The sequence below is a fragment of the Microbacterium sp. MYb64 genome (genome assembly GCF_002979495.1).
GTDB lineage: Bacteria > Actinomycetota > Actinomycetes > Actinomycetales > Microbacteriaceae > Microbacterium > Microbacterium azadirachtae_A.
Genome location: NZ_PCOW01000003.1, coordinates 184,039 through 205,186, shown reverse-complemented (window position 1 = coordinate 205,186; position 21,148 = coordinate 184,039). Strand labels below are relative to the sequence as shown.

Below are 21,148 nucleotides of genomic sequence, written 5' to 3'. Positions count from 1 at the left end.
GCTCGTCGAGCAACCGGGACCGCGGTACCACCCTGCATTGCCCCGCCTCGCGACGGAGCCACTCTCACTGCGGCTGTGACGGGCCTGCCCCGCTCGGTTCTACTTGCTCCGGTCGCTCAGCGGGTCGTGCATGCGCTGGGCTGGTCGAAGCTTTCTTCCGAGAGCTCCCCGGTGATGGCCGGATCGATGCTCGTGCCGTCCAGTCTAACGCCGCCGGATCCGCGTCCGCTCCGAACGGGTAGGGCATCGATCGATGAGGCGCTGTCGGCCGCCGGCCCTAGGGTCGTGGCATGGCCCGCAGCACCGAACGCCCCCAGCCGCCCCGCGTCTCGCCACCGGATCTGCCGGACGAACTCGACGACGGAGCGGGCCGCCGGCACGGCGACCACATCGGCCTGCGGATCCCGCTGACCGAGGACCTCGCGCATGCGCAGTTCGAGCAGTGCTCGCTGTCGGGCGCCGCAGACCGCGTCGACCTCGCCGGCTCCACCTTGCTGGACGTGGAGATCGTGGATGCGCGCACGCCCGTGCTGTCGCTCAAAGATGCCACGATCCGCCGGCTGCGCATCGCCGGCGGCAGGATCGGCACGCTCGACCTGTCCGGCGCGCACGTCGCCGAGCTGATCGTCGAGCACGCCCGCATCGACTACCTCTCCCTCGCTGCCGCGAAGATCCAGGACTCGCTCATCGCGGACTGCACGCTCGCGACCGTGGACGTCCCCGCGGCCACGGTCACCCGGGTGCGGTTCGAGCGCAGCAGCGCAGACGAGGTCGACACCCGCGGTCTTCGGGCCGACGCCCTCGACCTGCGAGGCCTCGACGCCCTCGCGTTCCTCGACGTGACCTCGCTGCGCGGGGCCACCCTGACCTCCCGGCAGGTCGAGCTGCTGGCCCCGGTCTTCGCCCGCGCCGCCGGCATCGACGTCCAGGACTGACCCTCTCCTACTTCCGAGTCGTCCCCATCAGCGCACGCCCTGGGCTCCCCTCACGGGGACGACTCGGAGGTGGAGGGCGCTCTGAAACAGGGGGCACGCTCAGACGGAGAGATCGGAGGCGGCGAGCAGTTCGCGCGTGAAGGGGTGCTGCGGAGCGTCGAGGACCTGCGCGGCCGGACCCTGCTCGACGATCGCCCCGTCCTGCATCACGAGCACGTCGTCCGCGACTGACGCGATCACTCCGAGGTCGTGCGAGACGAGGAGCATGGTCAGTCCGCGGTCGCGCTGCAGGCGATCCAGCAGCGCGAGGATCCGCGCGCGCACGGTCGCGTCCAGCGCCGACACCGGCTCGTCGAGCACGAGCACCTCGGGATCCGCGGCGAGCGCGCGCGCGATCGCGGCCCTCTGGCGCTGCCCGCCCGACAGCGCCGCGGGGCGCCGGGCCGCGAGCGCCGGATCCAGTCCGACCTCGCCCAGCAGGGAATCGGCGCGCGACGCCCGAAGCCCGCGGGGGACGCCTCCGGCCGCGAGCGCCTCCCGGAGTGAGCGTCCGATCGTCCAACGCGGATCGAACGCGCCCAGAGGGTTCTGATGCACGAGCTGGATCCGCGGTCGCACGCCGCCGGCCCAGGCGGCCGTGCCGGTGTCGGCGCGCTCGACGCCGAGCAGGATCCGCGCCAGCGTGGTCTTCCCGGATCCGGACTCCCCCACGACGCCGAGCGTCCGTCCTCTGCGCAGCACGAACGACGCATCGCGCAGCACCGGACGATCGAAGCTCTTCCCGACCCCGGTCACCGTGGCGAGCATGGGCGCATCCCCCGCGGGCGGGGTGCGCGGAGTCCGCGCGGATGCGAGCACCAGCTCCCGCGTGTAGGCGTCCTGCGGTGCGGCGAGCAGCTCTGAAGCCGGCCCCTGCTCGACCACGCGTCCGTCCCGGAGCACCACGACGCGATCCGCGATCCTGCGCACCGCCGCCATGTCGTGGCTGACGAACACCACAGCGGTGCCGTCGTCGGCGATCCGGCGCAGCAGCGCCAGCACCCTGGCCTGCACAGTGGCGTCGAGCGCCGTGGTCGGCTCGTCCGCGAGCAGCACTGCGGGGTCCGCGGCGAGCGCGCTCGCGATGAGCGCCCGCTGCCGCAGCCCCCCGCTCAGCTCGTGCGAGCGCTGCCTGGCTCGTCGCTCGGGATCCGGCATGGCGACGTCTGCGAGGAGCTCGCGCACGCGATCCGCGCGATCCGCGCGGGTGAGGGATCCGTGGATCTCGAGCGGTTCCGCGACCTCGGCGCCGATGCGTCGCAGCGGATCCAGGGACACGAGGGCGTCCTGCGAGACGAGGGCGATGTGCGCTCCCCGCAGCGCGCGCCACTCGCGTTCGGGCAGCCTCCTCGCGTCGACGCCGTCCACCTCGAGGGTCTCCGCCGAGACCTCGGCATGCTCCGGGAGCAGGCCGAGCAGGGCACGGACGGTGAGGGACTTCCCCGCCCCCGACTCCCCGACCAGCGCGACGCACTCCCCCGGCGCGACCGCGAACGAGACGTCGTCGACGAGGACCCGCCGGTCGATGCCGATCCGCAGCCCCTCCACGAGAAGCGCAGGTTGAAGAGCGGACGGGGAGGAGGGCCCGGGACCCGGCAGGCCACCGTCCCCGGACTCCGCGGCGCTCATGCGCGCCTCCCCTCGGCCCGGGCGCGCAGCGTGCGGCCGAGGAAGGTCGCCGCGAGCACGGTCAGGGTGATCGCGAGCCCGGGGAACACGGCGATCCACCAGGCCTGGCCCAGCACGTTCCGTCCGCCCGCGAGCATGAGCCCCCACTCCGGAGACGGCTCGGTGGGCCCGAGACCGAGGAAGCTGAGACCGGCGGCGGCGAGGATGCTGGAACCGAGCCCGATCGTCGCGAGCACACTGAGCGCTCCGAGCACGCCCGGCGCGACGTGCCGGCGGAAGACAGTGAACGGTCCGACGCCGAGGATCCGCGCCGCCTCCACATGCTCGGCGCGGCGCAGCACTTGCGTCTGGGCGCGGGCGAGTCGCACGTACACCGGGATCGCGGCGAGTGTCACGCCGATCGCGACATTGGCTGTGCCGGGGCCGAGGATCGCGACGACCACGAGCGCCAGCAGGAACTCCGGGAAGGCCATCAGCACGTCGTTCGTCCGCATGAGCGCCGCGTCCACCGGCCGCGGCGAGACCCCGGCGAGCGAACCGACCAGCAGGCCGACCACGAGGGCCAGTCCCGTCGCCAGGACGCCGATGCCGAGCGAGCGCCCGGCGCCGTGCACCACGCGGGCATACACGTCGCGCCCGCTCTGGTCGGTGCCGAAGGGGTGACCAGGACCGGGCGGCAGCAGTGCGTCGCGCACCTGGGTCTGCAGCGGATCCGCGGGCGCGAGCAGCCCCGGCGCGAGGGCGGCGATCACGACCGCCGCCAGCACCAGTACGGCGAGCGCGAGCAGCATGCGCCGCAGCAGCCTCATCGTCCGGCCTCCGGACGCGCGGGCGCGGCGTCTGCGACGGGCGTGGCCGAAGTGCGCAGCCGCGGATCCAGGAACGGCGCGGCGAGCTCCACGAGCGTGTTCACGATCACGAAGACGAGGGCGCTGAACAGGATGATCCCGGTGACGACCGGCAGATCGCGGCCCGTGATCGCCGCGAGCGCCACCCGGCCGAGGCCGGGCCGGGCGAACACCGTCTCCACGAGCACCGCGCCGCCGAGCAGCGATCCGACGAGGTACGCGCTCAGCGTCAGCGCCCCGAGCGAGCCGTGCCTCAGGGTGTGCCGTAGCGTCAGCCTGGCGTGGTCCGCGCCGCGGGCGCGAACGCTCAGCGCCCAGGGCTGGCGCTCCGCCGCCTCCACGCCGTCGCGCAGCACCTGGCCGAGCAGGGCTGCGACGGGCAGCGCGAGGGTGACCGCCGGCAGCACGAGGCCGGCTCCGGTCCGTGAGCCCGCCACGGGGAACCAGCCCAGCCCGAAGGCGAACACGGTGAGCAGCAGCAGCCCGATCCAGAACACCGGTGAGGACAGCACGATCAGCTCGGCCGCCGCGAGGAGCCCGCGGGCGAGCGGTCGGCGCGCGATCAGCACTCCGGCGAGCGCGAGCAGCACGGCGATCGCGAGGGCGGCTCCCGTGAGCTGCAGCGTCGCGCCGAGCTGACGCCCGATCACCTCGCTCACCGGCATCCGCAGCTGGTACGACGTGCCGAGATCCCCGCGGAGCAGGTCCCCCAGCATCGAGAGGTACTGCTGCCAGATCGGTCGGTCCAGTCCCAGGTCCGCCCTGATCCCGGCCTTGACGGCCTCGCTCACCTGCGCCTGGGGACCGAGCATGACGCTCACCGGGTCGCCTGGCAGCACGCGGAACGCGAGGAACGAAAGCGTCGCCGCGCCCCAGAGCACGAGCACGAGCGAGAGCGCCGCACCGCCGATCCGGCGCAGGAGTGCGCCGGATCGCGGCGAGGCGCTCGTCGGCGACTGCTCCGGACGATCCCTCACGAGCGGACGATACCGCGAACCGCGCTCACTTCACGCCGGCGCCGAAGAACAGCGGCCGCCCGTAGATGTCGAAGCCGAGGCCCGCGACCTTGTCGCCGACCGCGGTGATCGCCGAGGTGACGTAGAGGGGCACGATCGCGTCGTCCTTCGCGTTCCACTTCTGGATCTGCGCGTAGACGTCGGCGCGCTTCGCCGCGTCGGTGGTGGCGATGCCGTCCTTGAGGAGCTGGTCGAGCTTCGGATCGCTCACGGAGGACGCGTTCTGGAAGCCGTCCGTCGCGAGATGGCTGCGCAGCAGGTCGGGGTCGACCCCGGAGAAGTCCCAGTCCGTGATGTCGAACGTCTTGGGACCGTACTTCGCGTTGTACGCGCCGGGCTCGAGCGTTTCGCGCGTGACCTCGAAGCCGACGGCCTTGAGGTCGGACTGCACGGCGTTCGCAAGTGCGGCGTGGTCGTCGGAGACCGGGGTCCATGCGATCCAGTTCGCGGTGAGCCGCTGTCCGTCCTTGGTGCGGATGCCGTCGGCTCCGCGCTGCGTCCACCCCGCCTCGTCGAGGAGCTTGTTCGCGGCTTCCTTGTCGAAGGGCCAGCTCTTCTCGAGGCTCTTGTCGTAACCGGGAGTGGTCGGGCCGAGGATGCTCCACGCGCGCGGGAACTGGCCGAAGAAGATCTTGTCCACCGCGGTGTCGACGTCGATCGCACGGGTGAACGCCTCGCGCACCTTCTGGTCGGCGAACACTCCGTTCTTCTCGTTCAGGAACAGCGAGTACGGGAGCCCTGGCACCTGCACGGACTTCACGGTCGCGGATCCCTTGACCTGCGACACGAGGTTCGGCGGCAGCTGCGAGGCGAGATCGATCTCGCCCGACGACACGGAGCCGCTGCGCACGGACGCCTCCGGCAGGATCTGGACGCGCAGGGTCTTGAAGGCCGGCGCCTTCTCCCCCTCGGGGGCCCACGCGTACTTCGCGTTGCGCGTGTACACGATCTCCTGATCCGGCGTGTACGACGAGATCTGGAACGGACCGGTGCCGACCGTGATGTCCTTGCCGCCCGCGGCCAGGTCGGCGGAGTGCTCCTTGAGCACCTTCGGCGCGTAGAAGCCGAGCTGCGCGGTGCTCGCCGCCTGCAGGAACGGCGCATAGGGCTGCGAGAAGGAGACCTTGACCGTGGTCGGGTCGATCACCTCCGTGCCCTTGTACAGCTCGCCGCCGAGCATGCTCGCGGCCTGCGCCGACTTGGTCGCAGGATCCGCGATCCGGTCGAAGTTGGCCTTCACGGCGGCGGCATCGAAGGTCTCGCCGTCCGTGAACGTCACGTCGTCGCGCAGGTGGAACGTGTAGGCGGTGCCGTCCGCGGAGACCTCCCACTTCTTAGCGAGCCACGGCACGAAGGACCCGTCCGCCTTCTGGAACACGAGCGAGTCGAGCACGGCGCGCTGAACCATCGCCGTCACGTCGAGCTGGCTGGTCTGCGGATCCATCTTCCCGGACGACAGCAGGCTGCCGTCCACGCCCCAGACGATCTCGCCGTTCGCATCTCCGGATTCGGATCCGGATCCGGTCGTGGCGGAGCAGGCGCTGAGCGCGAGCGCGGCGGCCGCGGCGAGCGCGGTGAGGGGCAGGAGTCGACGCCGAAGCGGAGAAGGCATGAGGATCCTCGGGGTGCGGTGAGGGGGTGCTGAGTGCGGGACACTCCAGGCTACCGGTTTGTGGACAGGGTGGATCTATCGGTGGCCGGGCGCGCAGGCCTGCCCGGTAGACTGTCGCCACACCCCCACACTCAGGCACGCTCACACGGTGCCGCACACATCGCATGAGGAGAGACCCATGTCACAGGCGAACCCGATTCCCGACAAGCCGGCGCTGGAAGGCCTCGAAGCGAAGTGGGGTGAGCGCTGGTCGACGGATGGCACCTTCCTCTTCGACCGCCTCCGCGCCGCCCAGAGCGGCCGTGACGGCGTCTTCTCGATCGACACCCCGCCGCCGACCGCGAGTGGCAGCCTGCACATCGGCCACGTGTTCTCCTACACGCACACCGACATCAAGGCGCGCTTCGAGCGCATGCGCGGCAAGAACGTGTTCTACCCGATGGGCTGGGACGACAACGGCCTGCCGACCGAGCGCCGCGTGCAGAACTACTACGGCGTGCGCTGCGACCCTTCCCTGGGCTACGACCCCGACTTCGCTCCCCCGTTCGAGGGCGGAGACAACAAGTCCTCCCGCGCGGCCGACCAGCTTCCGATCAGCCGCCGCAACTTCATCGAGCTCTGCGAGAAGCTCACCGAGGAGGACGAGAAGCACTTCGAGGCGCTCTTCCGTCAGCTCGGCCTGAGCGTCGACTGGACCCAGACCTACCGCACGATCTCGAACGAGTCGATCCGCCAGAGCCAGCTGGCGTTCCTGCGCAACATCGAGCGCGGCGAGGCCTACCAGTCCCTCGCGCCGACCCTCTGGGATGTGGACTTCCGCTCCGCGATCGCGCAGGCCGAGCTCGAGGACCGCGACCAGCAGGCCGCGTACCACACCATCGACTTCCCGTTCGCGGACGCCTCGGGCCACATCACGATCGAGACGACCCGTCCCGAGCTGCTGCCGGCGTGCGTCGCAATCGTGACCCACCCCGAGGGTCCGTACAAGCACCTCATCGGCACGAAGGTGCGTACGCCCTTCTTCGACGCCGACATCGAGATCCACGGCCACCACCTCGCCCAGCCCGACAAGGGCACGGGAGCGGCGATGGTCTGCACGTTCGGCGATGTGACCGACATCGTGTGGTGGCGCGAGCTGCGCACGACCGACGGGCGCGACCTGCCGAACATGACCACGATCGGCCTCGATGGCCGCTTCCTGCCCGACGCCCCCGCTTCGGTGGGCGACGCGGACGCCGCGGCCTGGTACGTGGAGAACATGGCTGGCAAGACCGTCTTCTCCGCCCGCAAGGCGCTCGTGGAGAAGCTCCAGGAGACCGGCGCGATGACCGCCGTCGGCAAGCCCTTCAACCACGCGGTGAAGTTCTTCGAGAAGGGCGACCGCCCGCTCGAGATCGTGTCGACCCGCCAGTGGTACATCCGCAACGGCGCCCGCGATACGGACCTCCGCGACCAGCTGATCGCCCACGGCGCCGAGCTGAACTGGCACCCTGAATTCATGCGCGTCCGCTACGAGAACTGGGTGGGCGGCCTGACCGGCGACTGGCTGGTCTCCCGGCAGCGCTTCTTCGGCGTGCCGATCCCGCTCTGGTACGCCTTGGACGAGAACGGCGAGCGCGACTACGACCGTGTGCTGACGCCCGATCACGCGAGCCTGCCGATCGATCCGACCAGCGAGGTGCCGGCCGGCTACACCTCCGAGCAGCGCGGTGTGCCTGGGGGCTTCGACGCCGAGGCGGACATCCTCGACACCTGGGCGACCTCGTCGCTCACCCCGCAGCTCGCGGGCGGCTGGGAGCGCGATGCCGAGCTGTGGGACGTGGTGTCGCCGATGGACCTGCGCCCGCAGGGCCAGGACATCATCCGCACCTGGCTGTTCTCCACCATGCTGCGCTCGACCCTCGAGGACGGCCGCACCCCGTGGCGCAACGCCGCGATCAGCGGCTTCATCGTCGACCCCGACCGCAAGAAGATGTCCAAGTCCAAGGGCAACGTGGTCACGCCGGCCGACATCCTCGACACGCACGGATCCGACGCGGTGCGGTACTGGTCCGCCTCCAGCCGCCTGGGCGCCGACGCCGCCTTCGACCCGCAGAACCCGACGCAGGTGAAGATCGGCCGTCGCCTCGCGATCAAGATCCTCAACGCGGCGAAGTTCGTGCTCTCGTTCCCCGTTCCCGAGGGCGCAGAGATCACGCACGCGCTGGACGCGTCCATGCTCGCGACCCTGGACGGCGTGGTGCGCGACGCGACGGCCGCGTTCGAGAACTACGACCAGGCCCGCGCGCTCGAGATCACCGAGGCGTTCTTCTGGACGTTCTGCGACGACTACCTCGAGCTCGTCAAGGAGCGCGCCTACGACCGCACGAACGTGGGTCAGGCCTCCGCGGCGCTCGCCCTGCGCCTCGCGCTGTCGAGCCTGCTGCGCCTGCTCGCGCCGGTCGTCTCGTTCGCGACCGAGGAGGCATGGAGCTGGTTCGAGGACGGCTCGGTGCACACCGCGGCATGGCCGGAGCCGCGCGGCGGCGAAGGCGACCCCGCGATCCTCGCGACGTCGAGCAAGGCGCTGATCGGCATCCGCCGGGCGAAGACCGAGGCGAAGGCCTCCCAGAAGACCCCCGTGTCGTCCGCGACGATCGCCGCCCCCGCAGCCGACATCGCGGCGCTCCAGGCCGCGGCCGACGATCTCCGTGCCGTGGGCCGGATCACCGAGCTCGGCTTCGTCGAGGCGGAGGAGCTCGTCGTCACCGCGATCGAGCTCGCGCCGGCCGTGGAGGCATGATGCAGCTCGGGACGCGCTGGGCCGCCGGATCCGAACCGCCCGCATCGGTTCCCGCGGCCCTGCGCCCCGGAATCGCCGACGCCGAGGCCCGGAGCGTGGCCGGCGGCACGCTGAGCCTGCAGACCGGAGTCCTGAACCTGCTCCGCGGCACGTGGACCCTCACCTGGCTGGAGGGCCGGCCGATCGCCGAGCTCGACACCGGCTGGGAGGTCTCGCGCACCGCCTCGGGCGAAGTCGTGGTCCGTCCGTTCGAGGACTGACCCACCCGGTCGTTCGCGCGGGGTCGCGCCCCGCTTGGCGTCAGCGCGACCGGGATCCGATCATCTGCAGCGCCTTCTCGAGGACGTACGGATCCGTCGTCTTGCGCGCCTGCTGCTCTCGCAGCAGGTCGATGGCGAGCGCGCGCCGCTCCGCGCGACGCTCCATGCGCCGGCGGACGTACCCGGTGATCGCATCGGCGATGCGGAGTCCCGTGCGCTCGGCGAACGTGGGCGCGGCGATGTGCAGCGTTGCGGCGGTCATGACAGCTCCTCGGTCTCGGTCGTGCGGTGTTCGGCGGCACCCTGCGGGCGGCCGTCGGGAAGGTCGAACAGATCGGCGCGGATCGTGACGCGGCGCACCCCGGGACCGGTCTGGTCCCGGTAGCGCAGCACGGCCGCCTCGACGAGCTCGTCGATCTGCTGCGCGAGTTCCTGCAGCTGGGGCGCCGTCATGTCGAGCATCGTCGTCATGTGGTGCGCCGCGTCGCGCCATTCCTGAGGCACCTCCGCCTGGGGCCGGTGCAGGTGGTCCATGAGGCGCTGGTGCCTGTTGCGGAAGAACTCGTCCTCCACGATCTGCGCGGCGGCCCGGCCCGACGGCGTCATCGCGTCGTTCGGCCCGGAGAACGACATGCGTCCACGGGGGCGCTCCCACCACCGCTCGCGCGCCGTGCCGCGCCCCGCGACCTCGTGGATGAGGTCACGCGAGGCGAGCGCCCGCAGGTGATAGCTCGTGACGCCGGAGCTCTCCCCGATCATCGACGCGAGCGAGCTCGCCGTCTGCGGCCCGCGCTCGGCGAGCAGATCCAGGATCCGAACCCGCAGCGGGTGCGCGAGCGCCTTCAGGGCGCCCGCGTCGAGCGTGCGCTCCTCGGGCTGCGCATCCCCTCGGGGTGTTTCGTTCTCGGTCATGATTGCAAAGATACCTTTGCAAGAGAGTCTTTGCAAGCACTTCTTTGCAACATTCGCGTCGACGCCCCCTCTGCGCACCGACGCCCCCTCGCAGGAGCGGCGCTCAGAGGGGGCGTCGGTGCTGCGAGGGGGCGTCGCGGGACCTCAGCGCGCTGTCACGCGCTCCATCCAGGTCAGGATGGTCTCCACCGCGGCAGGATCCAGCCGCGTCCCCTCCTCGTTGTAGTTGGTGCCCGGCACGATCTCGGCGCGCGGGCGGGGCTCGTGCTTGAGCACGTGGTTCGCGTCCGCCGGGAACGCGAACGTCACGAGCGGATTGTCCGCGGCCGCCGCCTGCAGCGGCTCCCCGTCGGCCGTGGCATCGATCTGCAGGTCCTTCTCCCCGATCAGCACGAGCGTGGGGATCCCGACGCCCCCGATGCCGTCCGAGGCGCTCTCGTTCCACAGCTCGCGCGCGAACGGGAGGTTGACCGGGCTGTCGAAGCTCCGCAGCACGTTGGCGACGGGGTCGGGGATGGATCCGTCCGGATCCATCGACCCGCCCGCCGAGAAGCGCGCCGTCGCTTCCCGCACGAGGGCGAGGATCCCGTCTCCCCCTGGCGCGGCGGCGAGCTGCGCGCTCAGCTGCATGTCGAGCACCGTGCCGACGCTGCGTCCAGGAGGCGCCGCCAGCACCAGCCCGCGGAGCGCAACCGCCATGTCCCCCGCCGCCTGCGTGAGTCCGTAGTGCAGCACGTGCACGCAGCCCTCGCTGTTGCCGAGGCCGATCACCCGGCCCCGATCGACGCGAGGATCCGCGACGAGCACGTCGAGCGCGGCGGTGAGTTCGGCGAGGTGCGACGCCATGCTGAACGTCCCCGCGAGGCGGGGCAGGTTCTCGACGACGTGCGGACCCGACGCCCGCTTGTCGTAGCGCAGCGAGGCGAAGCCGCGCTCGGCCAGGGATTCGGCGAGCAGCCGGCCGGATCCGTTCGTCCCTGGCAGCATCGGGGAGTTCCAGTCCCGATCGGTCGGCCCGCTGCCGGCGACCAGGACGACCGCGGGGAACGGCCCGTCCCCGTCCGGCGCCGCGATCGTGCCGAACATGTCGATGCCGTCGAGCGTCCAGCTCACCTCTGCAGAGTGCGTCATGAGCGAAGTCTGGCGCGCAATCCTCTCGGTTGCCCAGGAACGCGCGGAGAACTTCTCGTCGACGCCCCCTCTGCGCACCGACGCCCCCTCGCAGGAGCGGCGCTCAGAGGGGGCGCCGGGGCTGCGAGGGGGCGTCGAGGAAGAAGCTCAGGCGGCTGCGCGCGCGGCGACGAACGCGGCGACGCAGCGCTCGACCTGCTCCGGAGTGTGCGCGGCCGAGAGCTGCACCCGGATGCGCGCGAGACCGCGCGGCACCACCGGGAAGCTGAACGCCGTCACGTACACGCCCTGCTTCTGCATCTCCGCAGCGACCCGCGCGGTCAGCGCGGCGTCGCCGAACATCACGGGCACGATCGCGTGCTCGCCCGGGAGCAGGTCAAAGCCCTCCTCGGTCATGCGGCGGCGGAACAGCGCCGCGTTCTCCTGCAGCTGCGCGCGCAGGGATCCGGATCCCTCGACGAGATCGAGCGCGCGCAGGGTGCCCGCGACGATCGACGGGGCGAGCGTGTTCGAGAACAGGTACGGACGGGCGCGCTGGCGCAACAGCGCCACGATGTCGCGATGCGCGGCGACGTAGCCGCCGCTCGCGCCGCCGAGCGCCTTGCCGAACGTGCCGGTGTAGATGTCGACACGGCCCTCGACGCCGCACAGCTCCGGCGTACCTCGACCGTGCTCGCCGATGAATCCGACCGCGTGCGAGTCGTCCACGAAGACCAGGGCGTCGTAGCGCTCCGCGAGGTCGCAGATGTCGGCGAGCGGGGCGATGTAGCCGTCCATCGAGAACACGCCATCGGTCACGATCACCCGGAACCGGGCGTCGGCGGCGGCCTTCAGCTGCTCCTCGAGGTCCGCCATGTCGCGGTTGCGATAGCGCAGCCGGCGCGCCTTGGACAACCGGATCCCGTCGATGATCGACGCGTGGTTGAGCTCGTCCGAGATGATCGCGTCCTCGGCCGTGAACAGCGTCTCGAAGACGCCGCCGTTCGCGTCGAAGCAGGACGAGAACAGGATCGCGTCCTCCGTGCCGAGGAACGACGACAACCGTCGCTCCAGCTCGAGGTGCTGCTCCTGCGTGCCGCAGATGAATCGCACGCTGGCCAGGCCGTAGCCCCACTCGTCGAGCGCCCCCTTGGCCGCCTCCACGAGGCGCTCGTCATCGGCGAGGCCCAGGTAGTTGTTGGCGCAGAAGTTCAGGACCTCGGCGCCGTCCGCGACGATCTCCGCGCGCTGCGGACCGCGGATCCCGCGCTCGTGCTTGGTCAGGCCCGCCTCGTCGATCCCGGTGAGCTCGTCGGCGAGGTGCTGCTGGAATGATCCGTACATCGTCGTCTCCTACAGTTCGGTCCAGTCGAGGATGATCTTGCCCGTGCCCGCCGATGCGGCGGCCGCGAAGCCCTTCTCCCAATCGCGCGCCGGGAGCACCTCGGCGATGATGCGGGTGATGGAGTCGCGCAGCACCGGACTGGTCTGCAGCATCGCCCCCATCGCGTTCCAGGTCTCGAACATCTCGCGGCCGTAGATGCCCTTCACGGTGAGCATGTGCGTGACGATCTTGCCCCAGTCCACGCTGAACGGGCCGGTCGGCAGGCCGAGCATCGCAATCCGTCCGCCGTGGTTCATGTTGTCGATCATCGCGGGCAGCGCGCTCGGCGCCCCGCTCATCTCGAAGCCGATGTCGAACCCTTCGCGCATGCCCAGGGCCCGCTGCGCGTCCGCGATGTCCTCGCGGGAGACGTCGACGACCGCGTCGGCGCCCATCTCGCGGGCGAGCTCCAGTCGCGGGGCGCTCACGTCGGTCGCGGTGATGAAGCGGGCGCCCACGTGGCGGGCGATCGCGATCGCCATGAGCCCGATCGGACCGCAGCCCGTGACGAGCACATCCTCTCCGACGAGGGGGAAGGCGAGCGCGGTGTGCACGGCGTTGCCGAGCGGGTCGAAGATCGCGCCGAGTTCGGGCGTCACATCGGCGTGATGCACCCAGACGTTCGTGGCGGGCAGGGTGAGGTACTCCGCATATGCGCCGTCGCGCTGCAGACCGAGACCGATCGTGCGGATGCACATCTGCCGGCGGCCGGCACGACAGTTGCGGCACATGCCGCACACGATGTGCCCCTCGCCGGAGACCCGGTCTCCGACCGAGATGTCGTGCACCAGAGGGCCGACCTCGACGACCTCTCCGTAGAACTCGTGCCCGGGGATCAGCGGCGCCTTCACCGCGGAGGCCGCCCAGTCGTCCCAGCGCTGGATGTGCAGGTCGGTGCCGCAGATGCCGGTGCGCAGCACGCGGATGACCACCTCGTCGGGTCCGGCCACGGGGTCCGGCCGGTCGACGAGCTCGAGGCCCGCGTGGGGGCCGTCCTTGTAGAGAGCCTTCATGCTTCGATCCCACCGCGAACAACCCTGTAGATCAATCCCCACTGTCTGGACAGAGCTTTAAGCATCGCTACATGCTTGACTGGACATATGCAACTGCAGCAGCTTCAGATCCTCCGCGAGCTCGGCGCGCTCGGCAGTGTGACTGCCGTCGCGGAGGCCCTGCGCGTCACGCCGTCCGCCGTCTCCCAGCAGCTCGCGGCGCTGCAGCGCGGCGTGCGTGCGCCGCTGACGCGCAAGCAGGGCCGCACGCTCGTGCTGACGCCCGCCGGAGAAGCACTCGCCGAGGCCGGGGCGGCGGCGCTCGACGCGATGGCCGCCGCGCGTTCCGCGGTGGACGAGTTCGAGGCCGCGGAGGGCGGCATCGTCACGATCAGCGGGTTCCTCAGCGCGGCGCAGGCACTGTTCGGCCCTCTCATCCGCGCGCTCGGATCCGGCCCCGACGTCCCGGCGATCCGCTTCACCGACGAGGACGTCGCGCAGAGCGACTTCCCGGCGCTCACCGCCCGCTACGACCTCGTGCTCGCGCACCGCATGGAGCACAGCCCGCCGTGGCCGAAGACCGGGATCCGCGTGCTCACCCTCGCCGCCGAGCCGCTCGACGTGGCGCTCTCCCCCGAACACCCGCTCGCCCAGCGCGCATCCCTGCGCCCCGCCGACGTGGTGGGCGAGCGCTGGGTCACGAGCCGGGCGGGCTATTCCCCCGACGACGTGCTGCGCACGATCTCCGCCATCACCAACCGGCCGGCCGAGATCGTGCACCGGATCAACGACTACGGCGTCGCCGCCTCGGTGATCGCGACGGGAGACGTCATCGGCGTGCTCCCCCGCTACACGTCGCCGGGCACCGACGCCGTCGTGCGCCGCCCGCTGCAATACGTCAGCACCAACCGGATGATCGACGTGCTCGCCCGACCGGAGAACCTGCGCCGACGGTCCGTGCGCCTCGTCTCCGACGCACTGCGCACGGTCATGGCGGATCTGACCGGCTGAGCCGGCACCCCGCCGCCTCCCTCCCTCGGAGCGGAGCGATCTTCTAGGCTCGGAGGATGACGGTCGAGACGAACCCGCTGCTCACGCCCTCCGCCCTCCCCTATGCGCTGCCCGACTACGGCCGCATCCGTGCGGATCACTACCTCCCCGCGTTCCGGCAAGGGTTCGAGGAGCAGCTCGCGGAGATCCGCCGGATCACGATGGTGCGGTCGATGCCGACGTTCGAGAACACGATGGTCGCCCTGGAGCGCAGCGGAGAGCTGCTGGACCGGGCCTCGCACGCGTTCTACACGGTGGCCTCTGCGGATGCCACGGCTGAGATCCAGGCGATCGATGAGGAGCTCGCGCCGCTGATGGCGGCGCACCAGGATGCGATCCTGCTCGACTCCGCGCTCTACTGGCGGGTCTCGCAGCTCCACGACCAGATCGACGCCCTGCCGCTGGAGCCGGAGCAGCGACGCCTCGTCGAACGCTGGCATCGCGAGATGACCCTGGCCGGCGCGGCGCTCGACGAGTCGGCCAAGACCCGGCTCACCGAGCTGAACCAGCGGATCTCCTCGCTCAGCACCACCTTCGAGAAGAACCTGCTCGCCGACACGAACGAGCTGGCGGTCGTGTTCGACGACGCGGCCGACCTCGATGGCCTGAGCGCCGGGGAGCTGTCCTCCGCGGCCCGCGCGGCCTCCGAGCGCGGGCTCGAGGGCAAGCATCTGCTCGCGCTCCCCCTGTTCACCGGCCACCCGGCGCTCGCGGCGCTCACGAACAGGGAGAGCCGTCGCCGGGTCATGGAGGCGTCGCGCTCGCGCGGCGCACGAGGCGGCGAGCACGACAATCGCGGCGTCCTCGCCGAGATCGCGAGGCTCCGCGCCGAACGTGCGGCGCTGCTCGGCTACGCGTCCCACGCGGCGGCGGTGACGGCCGATGAGACGGCGGGCACGCCCGAAGCCGTGGAGCACATGCTGCGCGACCTCGCCGCCCCCGCTGCGCGCAACGCGGCCGCCGAGCGCGCGGCCCTGCAGCGGCTCATCGACGAGACCGAGCCGGAGCCCTTCGCCCTGGAAGCGCACGACTGGGCGTTCTACACGGAGAAGCTGCGCACGGCGCAGTACGACATCGACACCGCGGCGCTGCGGCCGTGGTTCGAGGCCGAACGCGTCCTGCACGACGGCGTGTTCGCGGCGGCCGGCCGGTTGTACGGGCTCTCCTTCACGGAGCGCGCCGACCTGCCGGTCTACCACCCGGGTGCGCGGACGTTCGAAGTGTTCCAGGAGGACGGATCCGCGCTCGGCCTGTACGTGCTGGATCTGTACACGCGCGACAGCAAGCGCGGCGGGGCGTGGATGAACCCGATCGTGAGCCAGTCCGCGCTGCGCGGCACGCTTCCGGTCGTCGCGAACAACCTGAACGTGTCGAAGCCCGCCGACGGAGAGCCCACGCTGCTCACGCTCGACGAGGTGAACACGCTCTTCCACGAATTCGGGCACGCCCTGCACGGTCTGTTCTCCGAGGTGACCTATCCGCATTTCTCCGGCACCAACGTGTTCCGCGACTTCGTCGAGTTCCCGAGCCAGGTCAACGAGATGTGGATGCTCTGGCCCGAGATCGTCGATGCGTATGCGCGGCATCATGAGTCCGACGAGCCGCTTCCCTCGGGCCTCGTCGAACGTCTGCGGGCGACGGAGACGTTCAACCAGGGCTTCGAGACCAGCGAGTACCTCGCGGCGGCCTGGCTCGACCAGGCCCTGCACGCGCTGCCCTCAGGCGACGCGATCGACGACGTCGCGGCGTTCGAGGCCGCGACGCTCGCCGACATCGGACTGGACGATCCCGCCGTGCCCACGCGGTACTCCTCCGCGTACTTCGCCCATGTGTTCTCCGGCGGCTACAGCGCGGGCTACTACTCGTACATCTGGAGCGAGGTCCTCGACGCCGACACCGTCGAGTGGTTCCGTGAGAACGGCGGCGCCCAGCGGTCCAACGGCGAGCGGTTCCGGCGGCGTCTGCTGGGTGTGGGCGGATCCAAGGATCCGCTCGAGGCCTACCGCGATTTCCGAGGACGCGACGCGGAGATCACCCCGCTGCTGCAGCGACGAGGTCTGGATCGCTGACCGGCTGCAGGCGATCGGCTGAGCCCCTGTCGGGGAGGAGTCTCCCGACCTAGGCTGGTGGCGGATGCGGCGATGGATGCCGCCCGCAGCGAGGAGGAACCGATGTCCGTGTTCTCGGAAGAGCCCTACGACGCCACGACCCCGCTCGATCTGCCGCCCGCCGCGCTCGCCGCGATCCACCGGACCGGCTTGCGCATCGACGGTCTCGGCTCCACGTTCGATCTCGCTTTCGGCGCGCTCGGAAAGGCGATCGCTGCGGGAGCCTTCACGCCCTCCGGTCCCGCGGTCGCGATCTATCGCGGCGATCCCATGGATGTCTTCGACCTCGACGTCGGATTCCCGGTCGATGAGGCGCTGTCCGCACCGCTCACCGTCGACGATGTCGAGATCGAGGCCGCGGAACTGCCGAGCGGACCCGCGGTGGCGACGACCGTGATCGGGCCGTACGATGGGCTGGGCGAGGCGTGGGGGCGCCTCGCCGGCGAGAGCACTGCGCTCGGGCACAGCCCCGCCGGCGTCTGGATCGAGGTCTACGTGTCCGACCCGAGCGTCACGGCTGCCGCCGAACTGCGGACAGACCTGATCCTGCCGGTTCAGCGCTGAGCGCGGGCGCCGCTCAGGCGCTCTTGCGCTTGCGCGCGAGGACCAGCGTGGGGGGCGCGCCCTCGTCGACGGCAGCGCGGGTTACGATGACCTTCTGCACGTCCTCGGTCGAGGGGATCTCGAACATGATCGGTCCGAGCACGTCCTCGAGGATCGCGCGGAGTCCGCGTGCCCCCGTCTTGCGGAGTACGGCGAGGTCGGCGATCGACTGCAGCGCGTCTTCCTCGAACTCCAGCTCCACGCCGTCGAGCTGGAACATGCGCTGGTACTGCTTGACCAGGGCGTTGCGCGGCCCGGTGAGGATGTCGATGAGGGCGGCCTGGTCGAGCGGCGAGACCGAGGCCACGACGGGAAGCCGGCCGATGAACTCGGGGATGAGGCCGAACTTGTGCAGATCCTCCGGGAGCACCTCGCTGAACAGATCCAGGTCCTTGCCCTTGTCGTGCAGCGGTGCGCCGAAGCCAACGCCGTGCTTGCCGACGCGGGAGGAGACGATGTCCTCGAGGCCCGCGAAGGCACCGGCCACGATGAACAGCACGTTCGTGGTGTCGATCTGCAGGAACTCCTGGTGCGGGTGCTTGCGACCGCCCTGCGGGGGCACCGAGGCGACCGTTCCCTCGAGGATCTTCAGCAGCGCCTGCTGAACTCCCTCACCGGAGACGTCACGCGTGATCGACGGGTTCTCCGCCTTGCGCGCGATCTTGTCGATCTCGTCGATGTAGATGATGCCCTGCTCGGCGCGCTTGACGTCGTAGTCGGCGGCCTGAATGAGCTTGAGGAGGATGTTCTCCACGTCCTCGCCGACGTAGCCCGCCTCCGTGAGCGCGGTGGCATCGGCCACGGCGAACGGCACGTTCAGGCGCTTCGCCAGGGTCTGCGCGAGGTAGGTCTTGCCGCAGCCCGTGGGGCCGATCATGAGGATGTTGCTCTTCGCGATCTCGATCTCGTCGGCCTTCTGCTCGGCCGGCTGCAGCGTTCCACGGGCGCGCACGCGCTTGTAGTGGTTGTAGACCGCGACCGAGAGGGCGCGCTTGGCCTGCTCCTGCCCGACGACGTACTCCTCGAGGAAGGAGAAGATCTCGCGCGGCTTGGGCAGATCGAATTCGGCGACCTCGCCGTTCGCGGACTCCGCCATGCGCTCTTCGATGATCTCGTTGCAGAGCTCGACGCACTCGTCGCAGATGTAGACGCCGGGCCCGGCGATGAGCTGCTGGACCTGCTTCTGGCTCTTGCCGCAGAACGAGCACTTGAACAGGTCGGCGCTCTCACCGATGCGTGCCATGTGCGTCCTCCTTCGAGACGTGGTCCGCGGTCGCCTGCGTGGCGTCACGACGGGCGATCACGGTGTGGGAACACCGTGCGGCGTTGCCGCTGTTCGAGCCTAACCGCTGCATCCGACATCCGGCCGCATCGCCACGGATCCCCCGAGACGCGCCGCTCCGCGCACGGCGAACACGCGCCGGATCCGGGCTTTCATGGCGAACGGCCCGCTCCGCGCGATGCGGGGCGGGCCATTCGGTACTTCGATGCGCTCAGGGGCCGCGCTCAGACCATGCTCTTCGGGTGCCACACCGTCTTCACCTCGGTGAACGCGGCGATCCGCTGCGGCGAGGCGACCACCTCGCCCGGGGCGAGAACGCGCTTGAGCGTGTCGGCGGCCGCGATCTGCAGATCGACCCAGTCGATCCCGCCCGCCCCTGCCAGGTCCAGCGCGTTGACGTCGGCGTGCGCCGCGAGCCACGGCGCGAGCTCGGCCGGGGAACCGGTCAGCACGTTCACCACGCCGCCCGGCACATCGCTCGTGGCGAGCACCTCGGCGAGGCTGATCGCCGAGAGCGGAAACTGCTCGCTCGCCACGACGACCACCGCGTTGCCGGCGACGAGCGCCGGAGCGACGACGGAGACGAGACCCAGCAGCGCGGACTCCTGCGGCGCGACGATCGCGACGACTCCGGTCGGCTCGGGCGCCGAGATGTTGAAGTAGGCCCCCGAGACCGGGTTCAGGTTGCCGGCGATCTGGGCGTACTTGTCGCACCAGCCCGCGTACCAGACCCACAGATCGATCGCCTCGTCGACCTGCGCGCCCGCGACGGCCGCCGAGACGCCCTGCTGGGCGACGATCTCTTCGACGAACTGGGCGCGACGTCCCTCCAGCACCTCGGCCACGCGGTACAGCACCTGGCCGCGGTTGTAGGCGGTCGCTTTGGCCCAGCCGGCCTGCGCGGTGCGCGCGGCCTTGACCGCATCGCGGGCGTCCTTGCGCGAGGCCTGGGCGGCGTTCGCGAGGAACACGCCCTTCGGACTCGTGACCTCGTAGGTGCGTCCCGATTCGCTGCGCGGGAAGACGCCGCCGATCGCGAGCTTGTAGGTCTTGGGAACGGTCAGACGCGCGCTCATGCCGCGGATCCCTTCTTCAGCGCCTTGGCTTCGGTCTTGGTCTCGTTCTGGCCGAGCGCCCTCGGGGCGACCGCCGCCGGACGCAGATAGGCCGCCAGACCCTGCTTGCCGCCCTCGCGCCCGTAGCCGGACTCCTTGTAGCCGCCGAACGGGCTGGACGGATCGAACCGGTTGAACGTGTTGGCCCACACGACACCCGCGCGCAGGCGGTCGGCGACGGCGAGGATCCGAGAACCCTTGTCGCTCCAGACCCCGGCGGACAGGCCGTACGGCGTGTTGTTCGCCTTCGCGATCGCTTCGGCCGGGGTGCGGAAGGTCAGTACGGACAGCACGGGACCGAACACCTCCTCGCGGGCGATGCGGTGCGACGCCTCGACGCCCGTGAAGATGGTCGGGGCGAACCAGAAGCCCTTCTCCGGGATCACGCAGTCGGCGGTCCAGCGCTGCGCGCCCTCGTCCTCGCCGACCTGGCTGAGCTCGCGGATCCGCGCCAGCTGCTCGGCCGAGTTGATCGCGCCGATATCGGTGTTCTTGTCGAGCGGGTCGCCGAGGCGCAGCGTCGACAGGCGGGACTTCAGCCGGTCGATGACCTCGTCGTGGATCGATTCCTGAACGAGCAGGCGGCTGCCGGCGCAGCAGACGTGGCCCTGGTTGAAGAAGATGCCGTTGACGATCCCCTCGACGGCCTGGTCGATCGGGGCGTCGTCGAACACGATGTTCGCGGCCTTGCCGCCGAGCTCGAGGGTGAGCGCCTTGCCGGTGCCGGCGACGGTGCGGGCGATCTCGCGGCCCACCGCGGTCGACCCCGTGAAGGCGACCTTGTCGACGTCGGGGTGGCGCACCAGCGCCGCGCCGGTGGCCCCGGCGCCCGTGATGATGTTCACCACGCCGGCCGGAAGATCGGCCTGCTGCAGGATCTCGGCGAAGATCAGCGCCGTGAGCGACGTGGTCTCGGCGGGCTTCAGCACGACCGTGTTGCCGGCGGCGAGGGCCGGCGCGACCTTCCACGCGAGCATGAGCAGCGGGAAGTTCCACGGGATGACCTGCGCGGCCACGCCATGCGCCGACGGGTTCGGTCCGGCACCGGCGTAGTCGAGCTTGTCCGCCCAGCCGGCGTAGTAGAAGAACCACGAGGCGACGAGCGGCACGTCCACGTCGCGGGACTCCTTGATCGGCTTGCCGTTGTCGAGGCTCTCCGCCACGGCGAGCTCGCGGGCGCGCTCCTGCACGAGGCGCGCGATCCGGAACAGGTACTTGCCGCGGTCGCGGCCGCTCATCTTCGACCACACCTTGGTGTGGGCGCGGCGCGCGGCGGCGACGGCGAGATCGACGTCCTCATCCGAGGCGTGCGCGATCGTGGCGATGCGCGACTCGTCCGCTGGCGAGATCGTGGCGAAGGAGGTGCCGCGGCCCTCGACGAACTCGCCGTCGATGAACAGCCCGTACTCGTCCTTCAGGTTGAGGATGCTCCGCGACTCGGGCGCGGGTGCGTAATCCAGGAATCCCATGC

General features: G+C 70.6%; 18 protein-coding genes. 6 read left to right on the top strand and 12 right to left on the bottom strand.

Annotated features, from left to right (window positions below; all coding sequences use genetic code 11):
• Positions 1-290 precede the first annotated feature (290 nt).
• On the top strand, positions 291-935 hold the full coding sequence (locus tag CQ044_RS04885) for a pentapeptide repeat-containing protein (protein WP_105687256.1): 645 nt from the start codon (positions 291-293) through the stop codon (positions 933-935).
• Positions 936-1,034: 99 nt separating this feature from the next.
• Here CQ044_RS04885 and CQ044_RS04880 read toward each other — a convergent pair whose 3' ends face one another.
• The 4 genes from CQ044_RS04880 to CQ044_RS04865 are packed head-to-tail and all read right to left on the bottom strand — an operon-like array spanning position 1,035 to position 6,079.
• Positions 1,035-2,603, bottom strand: coding sequence for an ABC transporter ATP-binding protein (locus CQ044_RS04880; RefSeq protein WP_105687255.1), 1,569 nt, complete (start codon positions 2,601-2,603; stop codon positions 1,035-1,037).
• Positions 2,600-3,412: an ABC transporter permease gene (locus tag CQ044_RS04875; protein ID WP_105687253.1), complete on the bottom strand. Its 813-nt coding sequence runs from the start codon at positions 3,410-3,412 to the stop codon at positions 2,600-2,602. Before CQ044_RS04875 ends, CQ044_RS04880 begins: the two co-directional genes overlap by 4 nt.
• Positions 3,409-4,428: an ABC transporter permease gene (locus CQ044_RS04870; protein ID WP_219844920.1), complete on the bottom strand. Its 1,020-nt coding sequence runs from the start codon at positions 4,426-4,428 to the stop codon at positions 3,409-3,411. The genes CQ044_RS04875 and CQ044_RS04870 overlap by 4 nt, the downstream gene beginning before the upstream one ends.
• 25 nt (positions 4,429-4,453) lie before the next feature.
• On the bottom strand, positions 4,454-6,079 hold the full coding sequence (locus CQ044_RS04865; protein WP_105687252.1) for an ABC transporter substrate-binding protein: 1,626 nt from the start codon (positions 6,077-6,079) through the stop codon (positions 4,454-4,456).
• Positions 6,080-6,257: 178 nt separating this feature from the next.
• Between CQ044_RS04865 and valS the strand changes: the two genes are divergently transcribed.
• Both valS and CQ044_RS04855 read left to right on the top strand, forming a co-directional pair.
• On the top strand, positions 6,258-8,861 hold the full coding sequence (gene valS / locus CQ044_RS04860) for a valine--tRNA ligase (protein WP_105687250.1): 2,604 nt from the start codon (positions 6,258-6,260) through the stop codon (positions 8,859-8,861).
• Entirely contained in the window at positions 8,858-9,121 is a 264-nt protein-coding gene (locus tag CQ044_RS04855; protein ID WP_374954847.1) for a hypothetical protein, read from the top strand. Before valS ends, CQ044_RS04855 begins: the two co-directional genes overlap by 4 nt.
• A gap of 40 nt (positions 9,122-9,161) precedes the next feature.
• Here the strand turns inward: CQ044_RS04855 and CQ044_RS04850 are convergent, their stop codons facing one another.
• From CQ044_RS04850 to tdh, 5 genes are all read right to left on the bottom strand, one after another.
• Positions 9,162-9,383 carry a hypothetical protein gene (locus tag CQ044_RS04850; protein WP_105687249.1) on the bottom strand — a complete coding sequence of 74 codons (222 nt, stop codon included), beginning with the start codon at positions 9,381-9,383 and terminating at the stop codon, positions 9,162-9,164.
• Positions 9,380-10,033 carry a helix-turn-helix domain-containing protein gene (locus CQ044_RS04845; RefSeq protein WP_105687247.1) on the bottom strand — a complete coding sequence of 218 codons (654 nt, stop codon included), beginning with the start codon at positions 10,031-10,033 and terminating at the stop codon, positions 9,380-9,382. The genes CQ044_RS04850 and CQ044_RS04845 overlap by 4 nt, the downstream gene beginning before the upstream one ends.
• A gap of 144 nt (positions 10,034-10,177) precedes the next feature.
• The gene (locus CQ044_RS04840) at positions 10,178-11,164 is read right to left on the bottom strand and encodes an alpha/beta fold hydrolase (protein ID WP_105687245.1); all 987 of its coding nucleotides are present in this window, start codon (positions 11,162-11,164) and stop codon (positions 10,178-10,180) included.
• A 147-nt stretch (positions 11,165-11,311) separates the two neighbouring features.
• Entirely contained in the window at positions 11,312-12,487 is a 1,176-nt protein-coding gene (locus CQ044_RS04835) for a glycine C-acetyltransferase (protein ID WP_105687244.1), read from the bottom strand.
• Between the two features lie 9 nt (positions 12,488-12,496).
• Entirely contained in the window at positions 12,497-13,540 is a 1,044-nt protein-coding gene (gene tdh / locus CQ044_RS04830) for an L-threonine 3-dehydrogenase (protein WP_105687242.1), read from the bottom strand.
• A gap of 87 nt (positions 13,541-13,627) precedes the next feature.
• Between tdh and CQ044_RS04825 the strand changes: the two genes are divergently transcribed.
• From CQ044_RS04825 to CQ044_RS04815, 3 genes are all read left to right on the top strand, one after another.
• Positions 13,628-14,530 (top strand): LysR family transcriptional regulator, encoded by a 903-nt coding sequence (locus tag CQ044_RS04825; protein WP_105687240.1) that lies wholly within the window; start codon positions 13,628-13,630, stop codon positions 14,528-14,530.
• Positions 14,531-14,586: 56 nt separating this feature from the next.
• Positions 14,587-16,638: a M3 family metallopeptidase gene (locus CQ044_RS04820; RefSeq protein WP_105687238.1), complete on the top strand. Its 2,052-nt coding sequence runs from the start codon at positions 14,587-14,589 to the stop codon at positions 16,636-16,638.
• A 102-nt stretch (positions 16,639-16,740) separates the two neighbouring features.
• Positions 16,741-17,241 (top strand): GyrI-like domain-containing protein, encoded by a 501-nt coding sequence (locus CQ044_RS04815; protein WP_181158179.1) that lies wholly within the window; start codon positions 16,741-16,743, stop codon positions 17,239-17,241.
• A gap of 13 nt (positions 17,242-17,254) precedes the next feature.
• On the opposite strand, the gene clpX is transcribed toward CQ044_RS04815, so the two are convergent.
• From clpX to CQ044_RS04800, 3 genes are all read right to left on the bottom strand, one after another.
• A complete protein-coding gene (clpX, locus tag CQ044_RS04810; protein ID WP_045272536.1) occupies positions 17,255-18,523 on the bottom strand; it encodes an ATP-dependent Clp protease ATP-binding subunit ClpX in 1,269 nt (422 codons plus the stop codon).
• Positions 18,524-18,786: 263 nt separating this feature from the next.
• On the bottom strand, positions 18,787-19,638 hold the full coding sequence (locus CQ044_RS04805) for an aldehyde dehydrogenase family protein (RefSeq protein ID WP_105687235.1): 852 nt from the start codon (positions 19,636-19,638) through the stop codon (positions 18,787-18,789).
• Positions 19,635-21,146: an aldehyde dehydrogenase family protein gene (locus CQ044_RS04800; protein WP_105687233.1), complete on the bottom strand. Its 1,512-nt coding sequence runs from the start codon at positions 21,144-21,146 to the stop codon at positions 19,635-19,637. The genes CQ044_RS04805 and CQ044_RS04800 overlap by 4 nt, the downstream gene beginning before the upstream one ends.
• Between the last annotated feature and the right edge of the window lie 2 nt (positions 21,147-21,148).

What these genes read in the sequence shown, in the direction of transcription:
- valS (WP_105687250.1), top strand. Translation starts at nt 6,258, where the DNA reads ATGTCACAGGCGAACCCGATTCCCGACAAGCCGGCGCTGGAAGGCCTC.
- CQ044_RS04865 (WP_105687252.1), bottom strand. Translation starts at nt 6,079, where the DNA reads ATGCCTTCTCCGCTTCGGCGTCGACTCCTGCCCCTCACCGCGCTCGCC.
- CQ044_RS04875 (WP_105687253.1), bottom strand. Translation starts at nt 3,412, where the DNA reads ATGAGGCTGCTGCGGCGCATGCTGCTCGCGCTCGCCGTACTGGTGCTG.
- CQ044_RS04805 (WP_105687235.1), bottom strand. Translation starts at nt 19,638, where the DNA reads ATGAGCGCGCGTCTGACCGTTCCCAAGACCTACAAGCTCGCGATCGGC.
- CQ044_RS04825 (WP_105687240.1), top strand. Translation starts at nt 13,628, where the DNA reads ATGCAACTGCAGCAGCTTCAGATCCTCCGCGAGCTCGGCGCGCTCGGC.
- tdh (WP_105687242.1), bottom strand. Translation starts at nt 13,540, where the DNA reads ATGAAGGCTCTCTACAAGGACGGCCCCCACGCGGGCCTCGAGCTCGTC.
- CQ044_RS04840 (WP_105687245.1), bottom strand. Translation starts at nt 11,164, where the DNA reads ATGACGCACTCTGCAGAGGTGAGCTGGACGCTCGACGGCATCGACATG.
- clpX (WP_045272536.1), bottom strand. Translation starts at nt 18,523, where the DNA reads ATGGCACGCATCGGTGAGAGCGCCGACCTGTTCAAGTGCTCGTTCTGC.
- CQ044_RS04885 (WP_105687256.1), top strand. Translation starts at nt 291, where the DNA reads ATGGCCCGCAGCACCGAACGCCCCCAGCCGCCCCGCGTCTCGCCACCG.
- CQ044_RS04845 (WP_105687247.1), bottom strand. Translation starts at nt 10,033, where the DNA reads ATGACCGAGAACGAAACACCCCGAGGGGATGCGCAGCCCGAGGAGCGC.
- CQ044_RS04800 (WP_105687233.1), bottom strand. Translation starts at nt 21,146, where the DNA reads ATGGGATTCCTGGATTACGCACCCGCGCCCGAGTCGCGGAGCATCCTC.
- CQ044_RS04820 (WP_105687238.1), top strand. Translation starts at nt 14,587, where the DNA reads ATGACGGTCGAGACGAACCCGCTGCTCACGCCCTCCGCCCTCCCCTAT.
- CQ044_RS04835 (WP_105687244.1), bottom strand. Translation starts at nt 12,487, where the DNA reads ATGTACGGATCATTCCAGCAGCACCTCGCCGACGAGCTCACCGGGATC.
- CQ044_RS04880 (WP_105687255.1), bottom strand. Translation starts at nt 2,603, where the DNA reads ATGAGCGCCGCGGAGTCCGGGGACGGTGGCCTGCCGGGTCCCGGGCCC.
- CQ044_RS04850 (WP_105687249.1), bottom strand. Translation starts at nt 9,383, where the DNA reads ATGACCGCCGCAACGCTGCACATCGCCGCGCCCACGTTCGCCGAGCGC.
- CQ044_RS04855 (WP_374954847.1), top strand. Translation starts at nt 8,858, where the DNA reads ATGATGCAGCTCGGGACGCGCTGGGCCGCCGGATCCGAACCGCCCGCA.
- CQ044_RS04815 (WP_181158179.1), top strand. Translation starts at nt 16,741, where the DNA reads ATGTCCGTGTTCTCGGAAGAGCCCTACGACGCCACGACCCCGCTCGAT.